Source organism: Paracoccus pacificus (assembly GCF_042680785.1).
Classification (GTDB): domain Bacteria; phylum Pseudomonadota; class Alphaproteobacteria; order Rhodobacterales; family Rhodobacteraceae; genus Paracoccus; species Paracoccus pacificus.
The window spans coordinates 33,463-51,594 of record NZ_JBHUEN010000019.1 but is presented as its reverse complement, the minus strand read 5'-3'; the positions used below and the strand labels follow the sequence as shown (position 1 = coordinate 51,594).

The following is an 18,132-nucleotide window of genomic DNA, read 5'->3' as shown; positions in this document are numbered from 1 at the left end:
TGATCAGGACCCGCTCTGACCGTTCTCGCGCTGCGCCTTTTCCAGTTCCGGCAGGAAACGCTGGCGAAGATCGTCGCCCACCAACGGGCCGGCAAAGCGGTACAATACCCGGCCCTGACCATCCAGAATGAAGGTCTCGGGCGGGGCACTGACCCCCCAGTCAAGCGCGCTGCGGCCACGCGGATCGTAGCCAAGGGCAAAATACGGATCGCCCTCGTCCTTCAGGTATTTCTGCGCGTCCGTGGCGTTGTCCTTGAAATTCACCCCCGCGACCGGGATGCCCTGTGCGGCCAGATTGGTCAGCGTCGGATGCTCGGCCCGACATGGCGGGCACCAGCTTGCCCAGAAATTCACCACCGTGACCTTGCCGGTGCGCAGCGCCTCAGGCGTCAGCAGGGTCTTTCCGGGCAGCGTCTCGGTCGGAACGGCCGGGGCCTCGCGTCCGATCAGCGCCGAGGGGATCTGCGTCGGATCACTGCGGTCCAGCCCCCACAGGAACACGGCCGCAAGCCCCGCGAATGCCAGCGGCGGCAATGCGATCAAAGGTGAAATCCTAGCCATTCTGCCCTTCCTTCCGCGTAATCTCGCGCCGCTGCAATTCGCGCCGCAGCCGGGCGTTGCGGGCCAGCGTCTGCCAGATCAGCAGCGCCAGAAGCCCAAGCGACACGCCATAGGCGCCCAGAACCGGGATCACGTATTTGCCAAGCTCGGGCATCAGCCCCCCTCTCTGGCGTCCAGAACGGCGATGCGGCGGGCGCGGATCTCGGTTCTGGTGCGGATCAGCACAAGGGTCAGGAACAAGAGCACGAACCCGGCCATGCAGACATAAAGCGGATATCGAAACACCCAGGACATGCGTTCCCCCGGCGTGACCGACAGCGACGCGCCCTGATGCAGCCCCTGCGACCAGAAAATCGCCGCATAGCGCGACAGGACCGCAAAGACCGAGCCGACGAGGCACAGCACGCCGGTCAGATCTGCGGCGCTGTCCGGGTCCTCGATCGCCTGCCACAGCGCGATATAGCCAAGATAGAACAGGAACAGGACCAGAAACGAGGTCAGCCGCGGATCCCACGCCCACCACGTACCCCACATCGGTTGCCCCCAGATCGCGCCGGTGATCAGCGCGATCACCGTCATCACCGCGCCGACCGGAGCCGCCGCGCGCGCCAGCAACGCGCTGACATGATGCCTGCGGATGATCCAGATCAGCGAAGCGACCAGCATCATCAGCCAGCAGTTGATCGCCATCAGCGCGGCGGGCACATGCAGGAACAGGATCTTGACCGAGGATTGCATCCGCTGGTCATCCGGGGTCAGGAAAAACCCCCAGATCAGGCCGACGGCGCAAAACGCCACCGCCGCAGCCGCCACGTAGGGCAGGATGACGCCCGTCGTGCGCATGAATTTCAGCGGATTGGCATATTCCCAGATCGACATGGTTCCTGCTATCGTGATGGGCGTCGCCGCTCAAGTCCCCGCACCGGGCCGTTCACCGCAGGTTGATGCGTAAAGCGGCGGCTGCGGCAAAAGGTATCAGGGCCAGCGTGCCAAGGGTGATCGCGCCCAGAAGCGCAAGCGGTGTCGCGACCCCGGCGCCGGCGGCGCCGCGATGGACCACCTCGGCCCCGAAAATCAGGCTGGGCACATAAAGCGGCAGCACCAGAAGCGAGAGCAACAGCCCGCCGCGGCGCACCCCCACCGTCAGCGCCGCGCCGAACGCCCCCAGCATCGACAGGGCCGGCGTCCCGATCAGCAGGGACAGGACCAGCCATGCCCATGCGGCGCCGGGCAGATGCAAGAGCAGGCCCAGAACCGGCGCGGCCACGACCAGCGGCAGACCCGTCGTCATCCAATGCGCGACAGCCTTGGCGGCCACCACGCCCTCCAGCGGCAGCGGCGCCGTCGCCAGCAGATCAAGCGAGCCGTCCTCGGCATCCAGCGCGAAGATCCGGTCCAGCGACAAAAGACAGGCCAGAAGCGCGCCGACCCACAGGATACCGGGCGCGATCGGGGCAAGCAGCGCCGGGTCGCTGCCGACGCCGAACGGCACCAGCGTGCACAGGATCAGGAAAAATCCGACACCCAGCCCGAAGCCGCCCCCGGCCCGAAAGCTCAACCGCAACTCCCTGATCAGCAGCGCCAGCATCGCCCCTCCTCCGCGCGCGGTCCGTGGTTCACGCGAAAGCCGCGTCGAAACCCGACAGCGGCGCGGCATCGCGGGGTGCGGCGAATTCGGACAACTCCAACCGCAGGGCCTCGATCCCCAGATCCAGATGGGTGGCGATGATGGCCGCGCCGCCGCCGGCCAGATGCGCCGCCAGCATCGCCCGGAACAGATCGGCCGACCGGCTGTCAAGCGAGACGGTGGGCTCATCCAGAACCCAGACCGGGCGACCGGTCACCGCCAGCCGCGCCAGCCCCAGCCGGCGCCTTTGCCCCGCCGACAACCGGCCGGCCAGACGATCGCCGAGCGCGCTCAGATCCATTGCGGCCAGCGCCGGCGCGATCTGGTCGCCGCCGAACACCGCCGCCCAGAACCGCAGGTTTTCGCTGACCGTCAGCGCGGATTTCACCCCGTCGGCGTGGCCGGCATAGGCGATCGCGTCCGGCTGGCAGCGGACCCGGCCGGCGGCCGGGCGCTGCAATCCCGCGATGGTGCGCAAAAGCGAGGTTTTCCCGGCCCCGTTCGGCCCGGTCAGAACCGCCGCCTGCCCCGGCATCAGGGTAAGGTTCAGCCCGTGGAGCAGACGCCGCCCGCCGCGTTCGACCGCCAGATCCTCAAGGGCCAGCGCCGGGCTCATTCCGCCGGGACGGGCAACAGGGCGGCGGCGACGCGCCGGCCCTCGGACAACAGCACGTTATAGGTGCGCGCGGCGGTCGGCGTGGCCATGGCATCGGCCATCAATCCGGCGGTTTGCAGCGCCTGCCGCAGCGGGGCCGGCATCGGCGCGATTTCCGAACCCATGCCCAGAAACAACACGTCCACGCGGCCCGCCAAAGCCAGCAACGGCGCCGTATCCTCAAACCCCGCCCAGCCCTCGACGCTCCACGGCGTCATCAAGAGCGGGCCGCGATGCACCTGACCGCGCACGCGGAAAAACCCCGGGCCGTAGCCGTCGATGGGCACGAGCCCCCCGAAATCGGTGGGCTCCATCGCCATCAGGGCAGATCCGCAAACGGCGTATCGCCGCGCTTTTCGTCGACCTTCTTGCCGGGATCCTTGGGGTCGGGCTTGGACCAGTCACGCTTGACGCCAAGCCAAAGCACCACGTTCTTGGCCACATAGACCGAGGAATAGGTGCCGATCACGATGCCGAAGGTGATCGCAAAGACAAAGCCGCGGATCACGTCGCCGCCGAAGATCAACAGCGCCAAAAGCGCGATCAAGGTCGTGCCCGAGGTCATCACGGTCCGCGACAGCGTCTCGTTGACCGACAGGTTCATCACGTCCCTGAGCGGCATGGTCTTGTATTTGATCAGGTTTTCGCGAAGCCGGTCAAAGACGACCACAGTGTCGTTGATCGAATAACCGACGATGGTCAGGATCGCGGCGACCGTGGTCAGGTCGAACTTCAACTGAAACAGGGCAAAGACACCCAGCGTGATCAGCACGTCATGGACCAGCGACACCGCCGCCCCGATCGCAAACTGCCATTCAAACCGCAGCCAGATATAGATCGCGATCGCGACCAATGCCGCGAGCACCGCCTGAACCGCCGAGGTGATCAGCTCGCCCGAGACTTTCGGGCCGACCGATTCACTGGCGCCGAAGGTGACCGCCGGATCGACCGCCTTCACCGCCGCCTCGACCTGGGCCACCGTCTCGGGCGACACGGTCTCCTGATCCGGCTCGACCCCGATGCGGATCTGGGCAACGTGCTGATCGGCGCGGAAGGTCGGATCATAGACCTGAGTGATGGTCAGATCAGGCAGGTTCAACGGCGTCAGCGCCGAACGATAGGCCCCGATATCAAGCGGTTGCGTGGTTTCGGCCCGGATCGTCGTGCCGCCCTTGAAGTCGATGCCAAAGTTCATCCCCATCGTCAGGACAAGGATGACCGAAGCGATCGCCGCAACCGTCGACAGCCCGAAGGTCAGGAACTGCCAGCGGAAAAAGTCGATGTTGGTGTGGTCGGGGACAAGTTTCAGACGGAATGCCATGTCAGACCTCAATCGTGCGGGGACGGCGCCAGTCGAACCATGTGGCCATGATCAGGCGAGTGACATAGATTGCCGTGAAAAGCGATGTGATGATGCCGATGGCCAGCGTCACGGCAAAGCCCTTGACCGGGCCCGAACCCAGATAGAACAGGATGCCCGCGATCATCAGCGTGGTAATGTTACTGTCGAAAATCGCCGAGAATGCGCGCGCATAGCCCAGCTCGATGGCCTTGGCCGGACCGCGGCTGGTGCGCAATTCCTCGCGTATACGCTCGAATATCAGCACGTTGGCGTCGACCGCCATGCCCATGGTCAGGACGATCCCGGCGATACCGGGCAGCGTCAGCGTGGCCCCGATCACCGACAGGATGGCGAAAATGAGGATGATGTTCACCACAAGCGCGATCGAGGCGAAGACCCCGAACAGCCCATAGGTCGCGATCATCAGCAGCACGACCGCGCCATAGCCGACCATCGCGGCGACGCGCCCGGCGTCGATGCTGTCCTGACCGAGTTCCGGCCCGACTGTGCGTTCCTGAAGAAAGCTCAGCCCGGCCGGCAGGGCGCCGGCGCGCAACTGAACCGCCAGCAGCGTCGATTGCTCGACATTCATGCCGCCCGAAATCTGTCCGGTGCCGCCCGGAATGGCCGAGCGGATGACCGGCGCCGAGATGACCTGATCATCCAGAACGATGGCGAAGGGCTGGTTGATATTGGCCGCGGTGAACGCGCCGAAACGCTTGGCGGCCGAGGCGTTGAAGCGGAACTCCACCGCCGGCTTGCCGTCCTGATCAAAGGCCGGGCGCGCGTCGACCAGATCCTCGCCGGTCACGACGGGGGCGGATTCGAGCGTGTAGTAGATGCCCTTCTCGCGCTCGTCGGCGGATGGCAGCACCATATTGCCCGCGCCCGGGTTGGCATTCGGATCGGTGCCACGGCCCACGACCGGGTTGAAGGTCAGTTTCGCGGTGGTGCCGATCAGTTGTTTCAGCTCTTCCGCCGAGCCGAGACCCGGCACCTGAATCAGGATACGGTTTTCACCCTCGCGGATGATCGTCGGTTCGCGGGTGCCGACCTCATCCACGCGGTTGCGGATGATTTCCAGCGCCTGCTGCATGGTGCGCTCGTCCGTGGCGGCCTTTTCAGCGTCGCTGAGGGTGATGGTCAGCGTGTTGCCCTGCCCGCGGATGTTCAGATCGGATTCGCCCGCGCCGGTCAGCGTGGTGACCGGTGTCGCGAAGCCGCGGGCGATCTCGACCGCCTTGGCGATCCCGTCGGGATTGCCGATCTCGATGCGCAGCTCTCCGTCGGGGGCGGGCACGCGGCGGATTCCGCCGACATCGGCCCGCGCATCGCTGAGCGCGCGGCGCAGGTCGGGCCACAGCGCGTCGATGCGCGCCTTATAGACATCCTCGACCTGAACGCTCGCCAGAAGCTGAACCCCGCCGCGCAGGTCAAGGCCAAGGTTCACAAGTTGCGAGGGCAGCCAGTTCGGCCAGCCGTCGATCGCCTGCTGGGTCGCGGCATCGGTGACCCCGGTCTTTTCGACCCGGGCGATCGCGTCGTTATGCGCCTCGACCCGTTTGTAGAACAGGTTGGGCATCGCCCCAACAATGCCCAGAACGCATATCCCGATGATCAGGATGCGTTTCCATAACGAAGTTTTGAGCATGTTTCAGCGCTTTCAGATCAGAATCGGGGCCAATGCCCGGTCGGACGAGGAATGCCGGCGCGAACCGCGCCGGCCGGGGAAGATCAGGACGGAATCAGGCCGCCGGGGCATCCGCCTTGCTGATCACCTGCGACACCGTGGAACGCACGATGCGGACCTTGATTCCGTCGGCGATCTCGACCTCCAGCTCGCCATCGTCGCGGACCTTGGACACCTTGCCGATGATGCCGCCCTGAGTGACGACGGTATCGCCGCGACGCAGCGCCTCGACCATGTTGCGATGTTCGCGCACCCGCTTTTGCTGCGGGCGGATCATCAGAAAATACATGATCACGAAGATCAGGATCAGCGGGGCGAATTGCGCCAGCATCTGGGCGCCGCCGGCCGGAGCCGCGGCTTGAGCGTAAGCGGGAGAAACGAACATCTAGATTCCTTGCCAAGACCTCTGACGGATACGGGGAAAGACGCCCCCGCGCGAATTGGCGCAGAACCTATCCGTTCAGGTGACGGAACGCAAGGAAAGCCGGGCGGCAATCGCGTGACGTCGGTAAGGGCGAAAAGCCGGCCCAAAGCGCCCCGCATGGTTTCGGGATCCGGGTAGTTTCGGGACCCGGATGGTTTCGGGGGTGAAGCGTCGCAGAGCGCAGTCACATCACGGTCGCGATACCGGTGAGGGTGTCGCGGACATGCCCCGGTAGCCCGACGGCGGTCCGCGCCAACGGCCGCGCCGCCCCGTCGGCCCGCGCGATTCTTGTGGTCTGAATTTTGCGGCGCGGATTCTGCGGCGCGGATTTTTGTAGCCCGGGTGGTCTTGGCCGATATTTTATGGCCCGTATTTTGTTGCCCATATTTCGTCGCCCGGATTTGTGGTCGGGACCGTTATGGCCCGTGCTTTGAGGCCCAGATTTTGCGACGTGAACGGCGCAGATGCCAAACACCGCCCTGCCCCGGATACTGTTCGGTCGGATCAAGCACCGGCGACGAAGGCCTCCCCGTAGCGCGCCGGATAGCGGGAGCGGCGGTTTTGGGACCCGGTATCGGCCCGCGTGCGGCGTTCCGGCGGCTCGGGCCGTCGGGGCGGCATCCGGTTTCGCCCATCGGCATGCCCACAACGGGTCCGTTCACGCCCCTATGCGGCCAGCAACCTGGCCGCCCGGAACGCATGCGGGCCGGAATGCGCCGCCCCGAACACACCCCGGCCGAAAGGCGCCCGCTGGGACGCGCAGTCCGGAACCCGCCGGCCCGAACACACCCCGGCCAAAACGCGCAGGCCGGGAAGCGCCGACCGGGACGTGCAGGCGGGGAAGTGCAGGCAGGGAAGCGCGGGCCGGAACGCGCTCGCATGAGCGCGCCGGCCGGCAAATGCCGTCACGCGGCTCGGTGACCCGGGCGGCCCAGAATGGACCGGACCGCCGCCGCCTTCTGGCCGGTCTGAAACGCCGACAGGACCTGCGTCAGCTCTTCGATCTGGGTGCCGAGCGATGTGGCCGCGTTGGCATAGCGATCGGACAGGGACAGGTTGGCCTGATTGACGTTATCAAGCTGCGAGAGCGCCTCGGACACCTCGCGGACCCCGGTCGCCTGCTCGGTGGTGGCATGGGCGATACCGGCGATATTCTGCACCATGTCCGACATCGAGCCGCGAATGGCATCAAGCGAGGTGCCGGCCGCGCGCACCAGATCGACGCCGGTTTTCACCTCGGTCTCGCTTTTCGAGATCAGTTCGGCGATGTTCTGCGATGCCTTCGCCGATTGCTGGGCGAGGTTGCGCACCTCGTTCGCGACGACGGCGAAGCCGCGGCCGACCTCGCCCGCCCGCGCGGCCTCGACCGCCGCATTGATCGACAGCAGATTGGTCTGGAACGCGAATGTGTCGATGACGCGGGTGAATTTCGCCATATGGCGGGTGTGCTGGTCGATCCGCTCCATCGCGGCCATCGCCTGCGCGACGATTTCGGCGCCTTTCAGCACGCTGTCCTGCGCGCCCCGGGCAAGCTGGTCGGCCTCGCACGCCGCCTGGCTGGTCATGCTGACATTGCCGGAAATCTGTTCGACCGCCGCCGCCGTCTGTTCCAGCGACGCGGCCTGGCTTTCGCCACGCCGGGCGAGATCGACCGCGCCGCGAGAGATTTCGCCGGCCTCGCCGTTCATCTCATCAGCGCGGCGGCGGATGTCGTTCACCATCGCGGTGAAGCTTTCCATCGAGAAATTGAAGCTGTCGCGCACCCCGGCGAAATCGCCCGCGACCTTTTCCGACAGCCGGATGGTCAGGTCGCCGTGGGACATGCGTTCCAGCCCGCTGACCAGTTCCTCGATCGCCAGTTTCGCCTCGGTCACGTCGCTGGCGTATTTCACGATCTTCTGGACCTTGCCGGCGTTGTCGAGAATCGGGTTGTAGCTGGCGACGATCCAGACCGGGCGGTTACCCTTGCAGACCCGTCTGAATTCGCCGATCCGAAAGCGTCCGTTGCTGAGATCGTCCCACAGCAGTTCATATTCAGGGCTGCGGGCATGGTCGGGATCGCAGAACATGCGGTGGTGGCGGCCCTGAATTTCCTCAAGCGTATAGCCCATGACCTTTAGAAAATTGGCGTTGGCGGTGACGATCTCCCCCGCCGGGGTGAATTCGATGAACGCCTGCGCCCGCTGCAAGGCGTCGATCTGCCGGGTCGCGGCAAGCGCGGCGGTCTTGGCCCCGGTCACATCCACGGCGAAACAGGTGATATGCGCGATCTGGCCGGCATCGTCGCGCAGGGGAACAAAGCTCGCGTTAAGATAGATGCGCTGACCGTCGCGCCCGGTCCCGCGGTATTCGCCGCATTGCCCCCGCCCCTGCCGCAGGTCGGTCCAGAACCCGACAAGCTCCCCGCCCTTCGCGTCCGATAAGGCCAGCAGGTCGGTCAGCGGCTGGCCCAGGAGCTGGTCGCGTTGATATCCGGTGATCTTCAGACCGATGTCGTTGATCCGCAGGATGCGCCCGGCGGGATCACAGGTCAGGATGCACTGCACCTGATCCAGCGCGGCCATGGCCTGAGCCGGTTCAAGATGGATGATTTCTTCTTGCGACATTGATGCCCCCGTTCACAGTCAGGGGCGAGATTAGGCCGGACCGCTTAATCCCCGGTTAAAACGCGCCAGGCGCCGGGCGGATAATGCGTAAAAACCTATGCATTACAGATCGGCTCGCCAAAGCGGGCCAGCATGCTGTCGCGGATCTGGTCGCGGGTGGCGCGATAGGCGTTCAGGATCGGCTCGCGCCCCTCGGCAAGGCCCGTGGGGTCCATGATCGGCCAATATTCGACTTCGAGGTGATAGATTCGGGTCAGATCCAGCGCCCGGCGCTGGCTGGCCGGGGACAGCGCCACGACCAGATCAAAGCCCGACAGGTCGTCGCCCCATTCCTGCATTTCGTCGAAACTGCGGGCGCGATGGCGCGAAAGCTCGACCCCGATTTCCTTGCAGACGGCGACCGTAAAGCCGTCGATCTCCATATCGTTGAAAACGCCGGCGGATTGCACGTAGGTGCCCTGACCGTAGAATTTCTTCATCATCCCCTCCGCCATGGGCGAGCGGATGGCGTTATGGTCACAGCAGAAAAGCACCGATCCCGGAAGGCCTTTCGCCATGGATCAGCCCTGCGGTACCAGGGCGCAGATCAGCGTGAAAAGACGCCGCGCCGTGTCGATATCCAGATCCGCCTTGCCTTCCAGCCGTTCCTGCAGCGTACGCGCACCTTCGTTGTGAATACCGCGCCGGGCCATGTCGATCGCCTCGATCTGGCCGGGTGGCAGACGTTTCACCGCCTCGAAATAGCTTTCGCAGATCTGGAAATAATCCTTGACCACCTGCCGGAACGGCCCCATCGCCAGATGGAATTCGGCCACTTTCGATTTCGCTTCGGTCATCACGTCGAACACCAGCCGGCCCTCGCGCATCGCAAGCGTCAGCACGAACGGTCCCGGCGGCACCGGCTGCCCGTCGCGGGCGGGCACGGTGAAGGCGTTATCCTCCAGCAGATCGAAAATCGCCACGCGACGTTCCTGCTCCATCTCCGGGGTCGGCGGAGGCAGCGCGCTGTCATCAATCTCAATACGGCTTATGCGGCTCATTCTGGGTGGTTCCGGGCGCAAAAGGGCTATTCAAGGCTGGTACGGTTCTGCGCGTCAAGTCTTGATTGAATGGACATGCCATGCGCCGACAGCCCCTCGGCCGCGGCAAGCCGCACGGCGGCCGGGCCGATCGCGGCCAGCGCGTCCGGCGACAGCCGCGCGACCGTGGTCCGCTTGAGGAAATCGGTGACCGCCAGACCGGACGCATGCCGGGCCGAGCGTGAGGTCGGCAGGACATGGTTCGGGCCGCTGACGTAATCGCCGGCGGCTTCCGGCGTCCATGCGCCAAGAAAGATCGCGCCGGCATGCCGGCATTCGGTGGCCAGCGTCTCGGGGTCGGCCACGCAAAGCTCCAGATGCTCGGGCGCGAAACGGTTCGAGATCGCGGCGGCTTCGGACAGGTCGCGGGTGACGATGATCGCGCCGTGATCGCGCCAGCTGGCGCCGGCGATCTCGCGCCGGGGCAGGCGGGCCAGAAGCGCATCGACCGCCGCCGCCACCGCATCGGCCAGCGCCGGGTCGTCGGTCAGCAGGATCGACTGGGCGTCGGCGTCATGCTCGGCCTGCGCCATCAGGTCCAGCGCCAGCCATTCGGGGTTCTGGCCAGCGTCCGCGATGATCAGCACTTCCGAGGGGCCGGCGATGGAATCGATGCCGACCCGGCCAAAGACCTGCCGCTTGGCGGCCGCGACATAGGCGTTTCCCGGGCCGGTGATCTTGTCGACCGGGCGGATCGTGTCGGTGCCATAGGCCAGCGCCGCGATCGCCTGCGCGCCGCCGATACGGTACACCTCGTCCACGCCGGCCAGATCGCAGGCCGCCAGCACCAGCGGATTGATCACCCCGTCGGGGGTCGGCACGCAGACCACCAGCCGTCCCACCCCCGCGACCCGCGCCGGGATCGCGTTCATCAGCACCGACGAGGGATAGCTCGCCTGCCCCCCGGGCACGTAAAGGCCGGCCGCATCGACCGGGGTCCAGCGCCAGCCAAGGGTCGCGCCCTCGGGGTCGGTCCAGCTTTGATCGGTGGGCATCTGGCGGGCGTGATAGGCGCGGATGCGGTCGGCGGCGCGTTGCAAGGCGGCCTTGTCGGCCGGATCGACGCGGGCGATCTCTGCGGCGATTTCATCGGCCGGAATGGCCAGCGTTGCCGGTTGAAGCCGCTGGCGGTCGAACCGCGCGGTCAGCTCGATCAGCGCCGCGTCGCCGCGCTTGCGGACATCGGCGATAATCGCCGCCACGACATCGTTCACGTCGGCTGCGTCTTCGCGCTTGGCCGACAGCAGGCCAGCGAGGTTTTCCTCGAAATCCGGGGCGGAACTGGTCAGTCTGATGGCCATGGGCGCCCTCCTTCTTCCCGCAAGGTCTTAGCGGCTGCGCGGGGGCTGCTCAAGGCTCAAGCGCCGCGAGTCCGAGGCTTTACGCATAAGAAATATGGGCTTTACGCATGGGAAAGGCGCGCATCGGCAAGGCAATGCGCGCCAGACTGCGCCGACCAAGCGGCCGGGCATGTGAAAAGCCGATCAGGCGTCCAGCTTTTCCACGGCTTTGGGCGCGGTGTTTTCGATGGCGATCCGGCGCGGTTTCAGCGCCTCGGGGATCTCGCGCACCAGGTCGATGTGCAGCATGCCATCCACATGGCTCGCGCCTTCCACCCGGACGTGATCGGCAAGGGTGAACTTGCGCTCGAACGCGCGGGTAGCGATGCCGCGATGCAGATAGGCGCGGTTCTCGGTCTCGGCGGCTTTCTTGGCCGCGATCACGACCGCGCCTTCCTTGACCTCGACCGACAGATCGTCAGGCGCGAAACCCGCCACGGCGATTGAGATGCGATAGGCATTCTCGCCGGTTTTCTCGATGTTATAGGGGGGATAGGTGGGCTGAGAGCCATCGGCGGACAAAGCCCGGTCCATCATGTCGGCGATACGGTCAAAGCCAACGGTCGCCCGGTAAAGGGGCGTCATGTCGATATTGCGCATTTTCTCATCCTTCGAAAAGCGATGTCAATCTGCCCCCCGGCGGCCGGGCGGGCGGTTCAGTCGCCGGGACCCTTGCGGCGCCCCGGCACCGAACATCTGGGAAGGATTTCAGACGGTTTCAAGATCGCCCGCCGCCCCCGCGCCGGCGCGCCGGGCCGGATCGGCGTCTTTCAGCGCGCCTTTCAACGCGGCGGGACACGGCCCCCCCGTGGCCCAGTCCAGAAGCTGAACCGTATGCACCACCGGCACGCCGGTGCCGCCGCCGATCTGCATCATGCAGCCGATATTGCCGGCGGCGATGACCTGCGGGGCGGTGGCCTCGAGTGTCGCGACCTTGCGACGGCGCAACTCGGCCGAAATCTCGGGCTGCATCAGGTTATAGGTCCCGGCCGAGCCACAGCAGATATGCGGGTTTTCGGGTTCGACCACGCTGAACCCGGCGGCTTTCAGCAGCGATTTCGGCGGCGTCAGCACCCGCTGGCCGTGCTGCAACGAACAGGCCGAGTGATAGGCGACGCGCAGGCCCGCGCCATTACCCGTCGCGGCACCCGTAACGGCGGGCAGGCCAAGCCGGTCGAGGAATTCGGTGACGTCCCGGGCCAGACCCGCGACCTTTCTGGCCTCGGCCTCCTCGGGGCGGCCGGCGAACATGGTGCCGTAATCCTTGACCGTGGTGCCGCAGCCCGAGGCGTTGATGATGATTGCATCCAGCGGCGCCTCGGCATCGGCGGCAAGAAAGCTGCGGATCGTGGCGGCTGCTTGCGCATGGGCCGGTTCCGACATGCCCATATGGTGGGTCAGCGCGCCGCAACAGCCGGGATCGGGGGGGATGACCACCTCGCAGCCGGTCCGCGTCAGCAGGCGGATGGTCGCGTCGTTGATGTCGGTATCAAGCGCGCGCTGCGCGCAACCGATCAGCAGCGCCACCCGCGCCCGTTTTTCGCCCTCGGCCGGGAAGGTCTGCGGCCGGTCGTTCCGGCTGACCGGCGGCAGGCTTGCCGGCGCCATGTCCAGCATGGCGCGCAGCCGCGCGTCGGGCATCAGCCGCCGGAACGGGCGGGCCAGTTTCGCCCCCATCAGCGCCAGCCGGAAGCGCCGCGGATAGGGCAGGATCGCGGCCAGCATCCGCCGCAGCATCCGGTCACGCCACGGCCGGCGATAGGTGCGTTGAATATAGGCGCGGGCGTGGTCGACCAGATGCATGTAATTCACCCCCGAGGGGCAGGTCGTCATGCAGGCCAGACAGGACAGGCAGCGGTCGATATGCTTCACCGTGCCCGGATCGGCGGGACGGCCCGATTCCAGCATGTCCTTGATCAGATAGATGCGCCCGCGCGGGCTGTCCAACTCGTCGCCGAGCACCTGAAAGGTCGGGCAGGTCGCGGTGCAGAACCCGCAATGAACGCAGGCCCGCAGAACCTTGTTCGAGCGCGCGGTTTCCGGGTCGGCAAGCTGTTCGGGGGTGAAATTGGTCTGCATCGTTTAATCCCCGAATATGCCGCGCGGATCGAATTTCGCCCGCAATTCCGCGTTCAGCCGGGCGACGCGCGGGTCGGGGGCGGGGAATATCCGGCCATCGTCCATGCATTCGCCCTGCCCCGGCAACCCCGGCGGCGGCGTCCAGCCGCGCGGCAGCCGGACCCAGATCAGCGCCCCGCCCCAATCCAGCGCCACCGGCGTCGGCAGCACCCGCAGCAACTGGCCGCTCTGCGACGGCCGGCACAGAATGCGCCAAAGCTGATCTCCGGCCAGATCGGAAACCAGATCGGAAACCGGATCGGTGATGCCTACGCCAGCGGTGACGGAGGCGGTGACAGCGACCGGAATATCGGCCAGCTCGCGCCAGTCCGCCGCATCGGCGGCATCGACCTCGACCGGGCCGAACTGCGCCAGCACGCGGCTGAGTTCGCCGGCGCGAAAACCGACCGAACCGGCCAGCCCCTCGACCCGGACCATCGCGCCGCGCCCCGGCAACCATGCCGCGCCGCTGACGTCATGGGGGCTGGTCAGCGCCGCCGTCAGCGCCGCGACCGCGTGGGCCGCATCAAGATCCGGCAGCGACAGCGTGCGCGCGGCGGGCGGGATCGGCGCGGTCTTGAAGGCGACCTCGGTCAGCACGCCCAGCGTGCCCCGGCTGCCCGCCATCAGCTTGACTAGATCATAGCCGGTGACGTTCTTCATCACCCGGCCGCCGTTCTTGGCCACCTGCCCCAACCCGTCGACAAAGCGCAACCCGATAAGGCTGTCGCGGCACGCCCCCGCCTGAACCCGGCGCGGACCCGAGGCGTTCATCGCCACCATGCCGCCCAGCGTCGCGCGGGCCGGCGACGGCGGTTCAAAGGCAAGCTGCTGCCCCTCGGCCGCGAGGATCGCGTCGATGCTGTCCAATGTGGTTCCGGCGGCGGCGACCAGGGTCATCGCGGCGGGCTCGTAAAGCGTGACGCCGGTCAACCCGGCCATCTCGATCACGGTCGTATCTTCGGGCGGGGTGCGATGCGTGCCGCCACCCCTGACATGCAGCGGGCCCGAGGCGGTTCTGACGATCTCGGCCAGGCGTTCCTCGGACTCAGGCCGCATTCGGTCGCGCCTCGCGTCGGGAGCGGCTGGCGGCCAGCGGGAAAACCTTGGCCGCGTTCAACAGCCAATGCGGGTCGAACACGTCCTTGACCCGCATCTGCGCGTCCATATCCTGATCCGAGAACTGCACCCCCATCAGGTCGCGCTTTTCGATGCCGACGCCATGTTCGCCGGTCAGGCAGCCGCCGACCTCGACGCAAAGCCGCAGGATATCGGCGCCAAGCGCCTCGCACCGCTCCAGATCGCCGGGCTTGTTGGCATTGTACAGGATCAGCGGGTGCATGTTGCCATCGCCGGCGTGAAAGACATTCGCGACCTCAAGCCCCGCTTCCTGCGAAAGCTGCCCGATCCGCGCCAGCACCTGCGGCAGGGCGCTGACCGGGATGGTGCCGTCCAGACACATGTAATCGTTCAACTGCCCCATCGCGCCAAAGGCGGATTTGCGGCCCAGCCAGATGCGGCGGCTTTCGTCCTCGGACTGGCTTTCGCGAAACTCGATCGGATAAAACCCCTCGGCGATCTGCCGGATCAGGCCAAGCTGTTCGTCGATTTCGGGCGGCGAGCCCTCGACATCGATGATCAGAAGCGCCTCGCATGCGGGATAGCCGGCGCCGGCGAAGGCTTCGGTCGCCATGATGCAGGGGCGGTCCATGAATTCGATGGCGACCGGAATGATGCCGGCGCGGATGATCGCGGCCACGCAGGCGCCGGCGGTTTCGCTGCTGTCGAACGCGACCAGCACCGGCCGCGCGCCCAAGGGCTTCGGCAGGATGCGCAGCGTCGCCTCGGTCACCACGCCAAGCTGGCCCTCGGCGCCGCAGATGACGCCCAGCAGATCAAGCCCCGGCGCCTCGCCCATCGGGCCGCCAAGCTCGACCACGCTGCCGTCCATCAGGACCACGGTCGCGCCCAGCAGGTTGTTGGTGGTGACGCCGTATTTCAGGCAATGCGCCCCGCCCGAGTTCATCGCGATATTGCCGCCGATGGCGCAGGCCAGTTGCGACGAGGGGTCGGGGGCGTAAAAGAACCCCTCGGCCTCGACCGCGCCCGATACCGACAGGTTGGTGCGCCCGGCCTGCACCCGGATCAGCCGGTCGCCGTAATCGGTCTCCAGCACCGCGTTCATCCGCGCCAGACCAAGGATCACCGCATCCGACGAGGGCATGGCGCCGCCGGCAAGGCTGGTTCCCGACCCGCGCGGCACCACCGGCACGCCCTCGGCATGGCAGATGGCCAGCGCGGCGGCAACCTCGGCCGTGGTCCGGGGCAGGATCGCGGCCAGCGGCGGACAGCGATAGGCCGACAGCGCGTCGCATTCATAGGCCCGCGTCTCATGCGGATCGTCGATCACGCTGTCGGCGCCAAGCACCGCGCGCAGCTTGGCCACGATCTCGGCCTTGCGCGCGATCACGCCCTGATCCGGTGCCGGCATTTCCATCGGCTGGCCCTCCCCTCGTGCTTGCCGCAGGTGATTATGACCGAACGCGCGGGCTTGGCAACCGCGCCGGCGCTCGGCTAGATGGGCCGCATGCAGGGCATAGGCGCCATATTCGGACCCTTCGGTCCTCTGGACATCGCGGCGGTGGCGTTCCTGTTCCTCGCCTGGCTTTCGACCGGCTGGATCATCGAGCATCCGCCGGCGCGCCACCCCTCGGTCTCGGTGCTGATGAAAGCCTATCGCCGCGAGTGGATGCGCCAGCTTATCACCCGCCAGCCGCGCATCTTCGACAGCGCCACGCAGGAAGGCCTGCGGCAGGCGACCAGCTTCTACGCCTCGGCCTGCATGATCGCGATCGGCGGCGGCGTGGCGCTTTTGGGCAATACCGAACGGCTGGCGGGCATCGCCACCGAGCTGGAACTGGGTCGCGCGCCGCTGATCATCTATGAGGTCAAGATCGTCACGGCGCTGTTTCTGGTGGTGACGGCGTTTCTGAAATTCGTCTGGGCGCATCGGCTGTTCGGCTATTGCGCGATCGTCATGGCGGCGGTGCCGAATGACCCGTACGACGCGCTCGCCCTGCCCCGCGCGGCGCAGGCGGCCGAGTTGAACATCACCGCCGCGCGCAGTTTCAACACCGGGCTGCGCTCGGTCTATTATGCGCTCGGGGCGCTTGCATGGCTGATCGGGCCGTGGATGCTGATCGCGGCGGTGGCGGTGGTGACATGGATCACGCTTAGGCGCGAGTTTCTGTCGCACTCGCGCCGGGTGGTGCTGGAAAACCTGCCGCTGAACGATCAGCGGCGCCGGGACTGAGCCCAGCACAGACCCAGCAGCAAAAGCCCGACCAGCGTCACCCCGACCGCGACCCATGCCGGCGCGCGCCAGCCGTAACCGGCGGCAAGCGCCATGCCCGCCAGCCACGGACCCAGCGCATTGGCGGCATTGAACGCGGCGTGGTTCATCGCGGCGGCCATGTTCTGCGCCTTGTCGGCCACATCCATCAGCCGGGTCTGCAACGGGATCACCACACCGCAGCCCAGACCGATCAGCAGGCTGGCGATCATCATCAGCGGCCAGCTTCCGACCGCGAATGCCGCGAAGATCTGGCCGAAAATCATGAACAGCACAAAGCCCAGCGCCGTGCCCCAGATGCTGCGGTCGGTCAACCGGCCCGCCACGATGTTGGAAATGGTCATGCCGATGCCGAACAAGGACAGCGCCCCCGGCACCACCCAGCCCGGCCCCTGCGTGGTGGCCAGAATGGCGGCGGACATATAGCTGTAGACCGCGAACAGCCCGCCGCAGCCGACCGCGCCGAACAACAGCACCAGCAGCACCGCCGGGTTGCGCAGCGCCCGCAATTCATCCAGCGGCCGCGCGTTGGGGTTGCTGTGACCGCGCGCGCCGACCTGAAGGATCAGCGCCGCCGACATCAGCCCGATGACCCCCGGCAGCGCAAAACCCCAGCGCCAGCCAAGCCCCTGCCCCAGCGCCCCGGCCAGCGGCACGCCCGCGATATTGGCGATGGTCAGCCCCAGCAGAACCTGCGCCGCGCCACGCGCGCGATGCTCGCGTGGCAATTGCTCGGCCGCGAACACCATCGAGACGCCCAGAAACGCGCCATGCGGCACACCGGCCAGAAACCGGAACAGGGTCAGCGTCGCCAGCCCCGGCGCAAAGGCGGCGATCAGGTTCAGGACACCGTAGGCCCCGATCAGCATCGCCAGATAGCGCCGCCGCGGCAACCGCGCGCCAAGCACGGCCATCACCGGCGCGCCAAAGACGACGCCCAGCGCATAGGCGCTGATCACATGGCCGGCCTGCGCATCGGTCGCGCCGAAATCGGCCGCGAACCACGGCAACAGCCCCATGGCCGCGAATTCCGAGGTGCCGATCGCAAATGCGCCCAACATAAGCGCCATGATGGACCAGTTGATGCCGGTGCGGGGTGGATTGATGGCGGTCGCGCTCATCCGGGTCTCCGATTCCGGGACCATTGCCCGGCGCAAATTCATTGGGGTCGCAAATTCAATGGGTCATTGAGGATCCGACTTCCATACCAGACTTTTCTGCGGTGCGGCATAAGCCATTCCGCAGCCCAGCCTTGCGCGCCGCGCAAATCGCGCAACCGCATCCGCCCTGCCCGGTTTGCTTGCAAAATTGCTGCAACATTTACAGACAAGACAAAAG

Annotated in this window: 19 protein-coding genes; 1 reads left to right on the top strand and 18 read right to left on the bottom strand. The window is 66.5% G+C overall.

Going from position 1 to position 18,132, the window contains the following annotated elements:
- Positions 1 to 3: 3 nt before the first annotated feature.
- The 17 genes from ACFSCT_RS06995 to ACFSCT_RS06915 form a co-directional block, all read right to left on the bottom strand.
- Positions 4 to 561 carry a DsbE family thiol:disulfide interchange protein gene (locus ACFSCT_RS06995; RefSeq protein WP_379141341.1) on the bottom strand — a complete coding sequence of 186 codons (558 nt, stop codon included), beginning with the start codon at positions 559 to 561 and terminating at the stop codon, positions 4 to 6.
- Positions 554 to 715, bottom strand: coding sequence for a heme exporter protein CcmD (ccmD, locus tag ACFSCT_RS06990; protein ID WP_379141339.1), 162 nt, complete (start codon positions 713 to 715; stop codon positions 554 to 556). Before ccmD ends, ACFSCT_RS06995 begins: the two co-directional genes overlap by 8 nt.
- The gene (locus ACFSCT_RS06985) at positions 715 to 1,440 is read right to left on the bottom strand and encodes a heme ABC transporter permease (RefSeq protein WP_379141337.1); all 726 of its coding nucleotides are present in this window, start codon (positions 1,438 to 1,440) and stop codon (positions 715 to 717) included. Before ACFSCT_RS06985 ends, ccmD begins: the two co-directional genes overlap by 1 nt.
- Before the next feature lie 52 nt (positions 1,441 to 1,492).
- Positions 1,493 to 2,149: a heme exporter protein CcmB gene (gene ccmB, locus ACFSCT_RS06980; protein WP_379141335.1), complete on the bottom strand. Its 657-nt coding sequence runs from the start codon at positions 2,147 to 2,149 to the stop codon at positions 1,493 to 1,495.
- A gap of 28 nt (positions 2,150 to 2,177) precedes the next feature.
- Positions 2,178 to 2,804, bottom strand: coding sequence for a heme ABC exporter ATP-binding protein CcmA (ccmA, locus tag ACFSCT_RS06975; RefSeq protein ID WP_379141333.1), 627 nt, complete (start codon positions 2,802 to 2,804; stop codon positions 2,178 to 2,180).
- Positions 2,801 to 3,163 carry an Mth938-like domain-containing protein gene (locus ACFSCT_RS06970; RefSeq protein ID WP_379141332.1) on the bottom strand — a complete coding sequence of 121 codons (363 nt, stop codon included), beginning with the start codon at positions 3,161 to 3,163 and terminating at the stop codon, positions 2,801 to 2,803. The genes ccmA and ACFSCT_RS06970 overlap by 4 nt, the downstream gene beginning before the upstream one ends.
- Positions 3,163 to 4,164 (bottom strand): protein translocase subunit SecF, encoded by a 1,002-nt coding sequence (gene secF, locus ACFSCT_RS06965; protein WP_379141330.1) that lies wholly within the window; start codon positions 4,162 to 4,164, stop codon positions 3,163 to 3,165. Before secF ends, ACFSCT_RS06970 begins: the two co-directional genes overlap by 1 nt.
- 1 nt (position 4,165) lies before the next feature.
- A complete protein-coding gene (gene secD / locus ACFSCT_RS06960) occupies positions 4,166 to 5,836 on the bottom strand; it encodes a protein translocase subunit SecD (RefSeq protein WP_379141328.1) in 1,671 nt (556 codons plus the stop codon).
- 94 nt (positions 5,837 to 5,930) lie between these two features.
- Positions 5,931 to 6,260, bottom strand: a complete 330-nt coding sequence (gene yajC, locus ACFSCT_RS06955) for a preprotein translocase subunit YajC (RefSeq protein ID WP_379141326.1) — start codon at positions 6,258 to 6,260, stop codon at positions 5,931 to 5,933.
- A gap of 944 nt (positions 6,261 to 7,204) precedes the next feature.
- Positions 7,205 to 8,905, bottom strand: a complete 1,701-nt coding sequence (locus ACFSCT_RS06950; RefSeq protein WP_379141324.1) for a methyl-accepting chemotaxis protein — start codon at positions 8,903 to 8,905, stop codon at positions 7,205 to 7,207.
- 95 nt (positions 8,906 to 9,000) lie between these two features.
- Positions 9,001 to 9,462 carry an arsenate-mycothiol transferase ArsC gene (locus tag ACFSCT_RS06945; protein WP_379141322.1) on the bottom strand — a complete coding sequence of 154 codons (462 nt, stop codon included), beginning with the start codon at positions 9,460 to 9,462 and terminating at the stop codon, positions 9,001 to 9,003.
- A 3-nt stretch (positions 9,463 to 9,465) separates the two neighbouring features.
- Positions 9,466 to 9,945, bottom strand: coding sequence for a UPF0262 family protein (locus ACFSCT_RS06940; RefSeq protein WP_379141320.1), 480 nt, complete (start codon positions 9,943 to 9,945; stop codon positions 9,466 to 9,468).
- Positions 9,946 to 9,971: 26 nt separating this feature from the next.
- Positions 9,972 to 11,285: a histidinol dehydrogenase gene (hisD, locus tag ACFSCT_RS06935; protein WP_379141318.1), complete on the bottom strand. Its 1,314-nt coding sequence runs from the start codon at positions 11,283 to 11,285 to the stop codon at positions 9,972 to 9,974.
- Positions 11,286 to 11,468: 183 nt separating this feature from the next.
- Positions 11,469 to 11,924 carry an Hsp20 family protein gene (locus ACFSCT_RS06930; RefSeq protein ID WP_379141316.1) on the bottom strand — a complete coding sequence of 152 codons (456 nt, stop codon included), beginning with the start codon at positions 11,922 to 11,924 and terminating at the stop codon, positions 11,469 to 11,471.
- 108 nt (positions 11,925 to 12,032) lie between these two features.
- Positions 12,033 to 13,403 (bottom strand): glycolate oxidase subunit GlcF, encoded by a 1,371-nt coding sequence (gene glcF / locus ACFSCT_RS06925; protein ID WP_379141314.1) that lies wholly within the window; start codon positions 13,401 to 13,403, stop codon positions 12,033 to 12,035.
- Positions 13,404 to 13,406: 3 nt separating this feature from the next.
- The gene (locus ACFSCT_RS06920) at positions 13,407 to 14,501 is read right to left on the bottom strand and encodes an FAD-binding protein (protein ID WP_379141311.1); all 1,095 of its coding nucleotides are present in this window, start codon (positions 14,499 to 14,501) and stop codon (positions 13,407 to 13,409) included.
- Positions 14,491 to 15,939: an FAD-linked oxidase C-terminal domain-containing protein gene (locus tag ACFSCT_RS06915; protein ID WP_379141309.1), complete on the bottom strand. Its 1,449-nt coding sequence runs from the start codon at positions 15,937 to 15,939 to the stop codon at positions 14,491 to 14,493. Before ACFSCT_RS06915 ends, ACFSCT_RS06920 begins: the two co-directional genes overlap by 11 nt.
- Before the next feature lie 90 nt (positions 15,940 to 16,029).
- Between ACFSCT_RS06915 and ACFSCT_RS06910 the strand changes: the two genes are divergently transcribed.
- Positions 16,030 to 16,755 carry a DUF599 domain-containing protein gene (locus tag ACFSCT_RS06910; protein WP_379141307.1) on the top strand — a complete coding sequence of 242 codons (726 nt, stop codon included), beginning with the start codon at positions 16,030 to 16,032 and terminating at the stop codon, positions 16,753 to 16,755.
- On the opposite strand, the gene ACFSCT_RS06905 is transcribed toward ACFSCT_RS06910, so the two are convergent.
- Positions 16,737 to 17,915, bottom strand: coding sequence for an MFS transporter (locus ACFSCT_RS06905; protein WP_379141305.1), 1,179 nt, complete (start codon positions 17,913 to 17,915; stop codon positions 16,737 to 16,739). The two genes, ACFSCT_RS06910 and ACFSCT_RS06905, sit on opposite strands and share 19 nt — an antisense overlap.
- Positions 17,916 to 18,132: the final 217 nt, after the last annotated feature.

Bases quoted from the DNA above. Each gene is read 5' to 3' on its own strand.
- ACFSCT_RS06995 (WP_379141341.1), bottom strand. From the start codon at position 561: ATGGCTAGGATTTCACCTTTGATCGCATTGCCGCCGCTGGCATTCGCG.
- ccmD (WP_379141339.1), bottom strand. From the start codon at position 715: ATGCCCGAGCTTGGCAAATACGTGATCCCGGTTCTGGGCGCCTATGGC.
- ACFSCT_RS06985 (WP_379141337.1), bottom strand. From the start codon at position 1,440: ATGTCGATCTGGGAATATGCCAATCCGCTGAAATTCATGCGCACGACG.
- ccmB (WP_379141335.1), bottom strand. From the start codon at position 2,149: ATGCTGGCGCTGCTGATCAGGGAGTTGCGGTTGAGCTTTCGGGCCGGG.
- ccmA (WP_379141333.1), bottom strand. From the start codon at position 2,804: ATGAGCCCGGCGCTGGCCCTTGAGGATCTGGCGGTCGAACGCGGCGGG.
- ACFSCT_RS06970 (WP_379141332.1), bottom strand. From the start codon at position 3,163: ATGGCGATGGAGCCCACCGATTTCGGGGGGCTCGTGCCCATCGACGGC.
- secF (WP_379141330.1), bottom strand. From the start codon at position 4,164: ATGGCATTCCGTCTGAAACTTGTCCCCGACCACACCAACATCGACTTT.
- secD (WP_379141328.1), bottom strand. From the start codon at position 5,836: ATGCTCAAAACTTCGTTATGGAAACGCATCCTGATCATCGGGATATGC.
- yajC (WP_379141326.1), bottom strand. From the start codon at position 6,260: ATGTTCGTTTCTCCCGCTTACGCTCAAGCCGCGGCTCCGGCCGGCGGC.
- ACFSCT_RS06950 (WP_379141324.1), bottom strand. From the start codon at position 8,905: ATGTCGCAAGAAGAAATCATCCATCTTGAACCGGCTCAGGCCATGGCC.
- ACFSCT_RS06945 (WP_379141322.1), bottom strand. From the start codon at position 9,462: ATGGCGAAAGGCCTTCCGGGATCGGTGCTTTTCTGCTGTGACCATAAC.
- ACFSCT_RS06940 (WP_379141320.1), bottom strand. From the start codon at position 9,945: ATGAGCCGCATAAGCCGTATTGAGATTGATGACAGCGCGCTGCCTCCG.
- hisD (WP_379141318.1), bottom strand. From the start codon at position 11,285: ATGGCCATCAGACTGACCAGTTCCGCCCCGGATTTCGAGGAAAACCTC.
- ACFSCT_RS06930 (WP_379141316.1), bottom strand. From the start codon at position 11,924: ATGCGCAATATCGACATGACGCCCCTTTACCGGGCGACCGTTGGCTTT.
- glcF (WP_379141314.1), bottom strand. From the start codon at position 13,403: ATGCAGACCAATTTCACCCCCGAACAGCTTGCCGACCCGGAAACCGCG.
- ACFSCT_RS06920 (WP_379141311.1), bottom strand. From the start codon at position 14,501: ATGCGGCCTGAGTCCGAGGAACGCCTGGCCGAGATCGTCAGAACCGCC.
- ACFSCT_RS06915 (WP_379141309.1), bottom strand. From the start codon at position 15,939: ATGGAAATGCCGGCACCGGATCAGGGCGTGATCGCGCGCAAGGCCGAG.
- ACFSCT_RS06910 (WP_379141307.1), top strand. From the start codon at position 16,030: ATGCAGGGCATAGGCGCCATATTCGGACCCTTCGGTCCTCTGGACATC.
- ACFSCT_RS06905 (WP_379141305.1), bottom strand. From the start codon at position 17,915: ATGAGCGCGACCGCCATCAATCCACCCCGCACCGGCATCAACTGGTCC.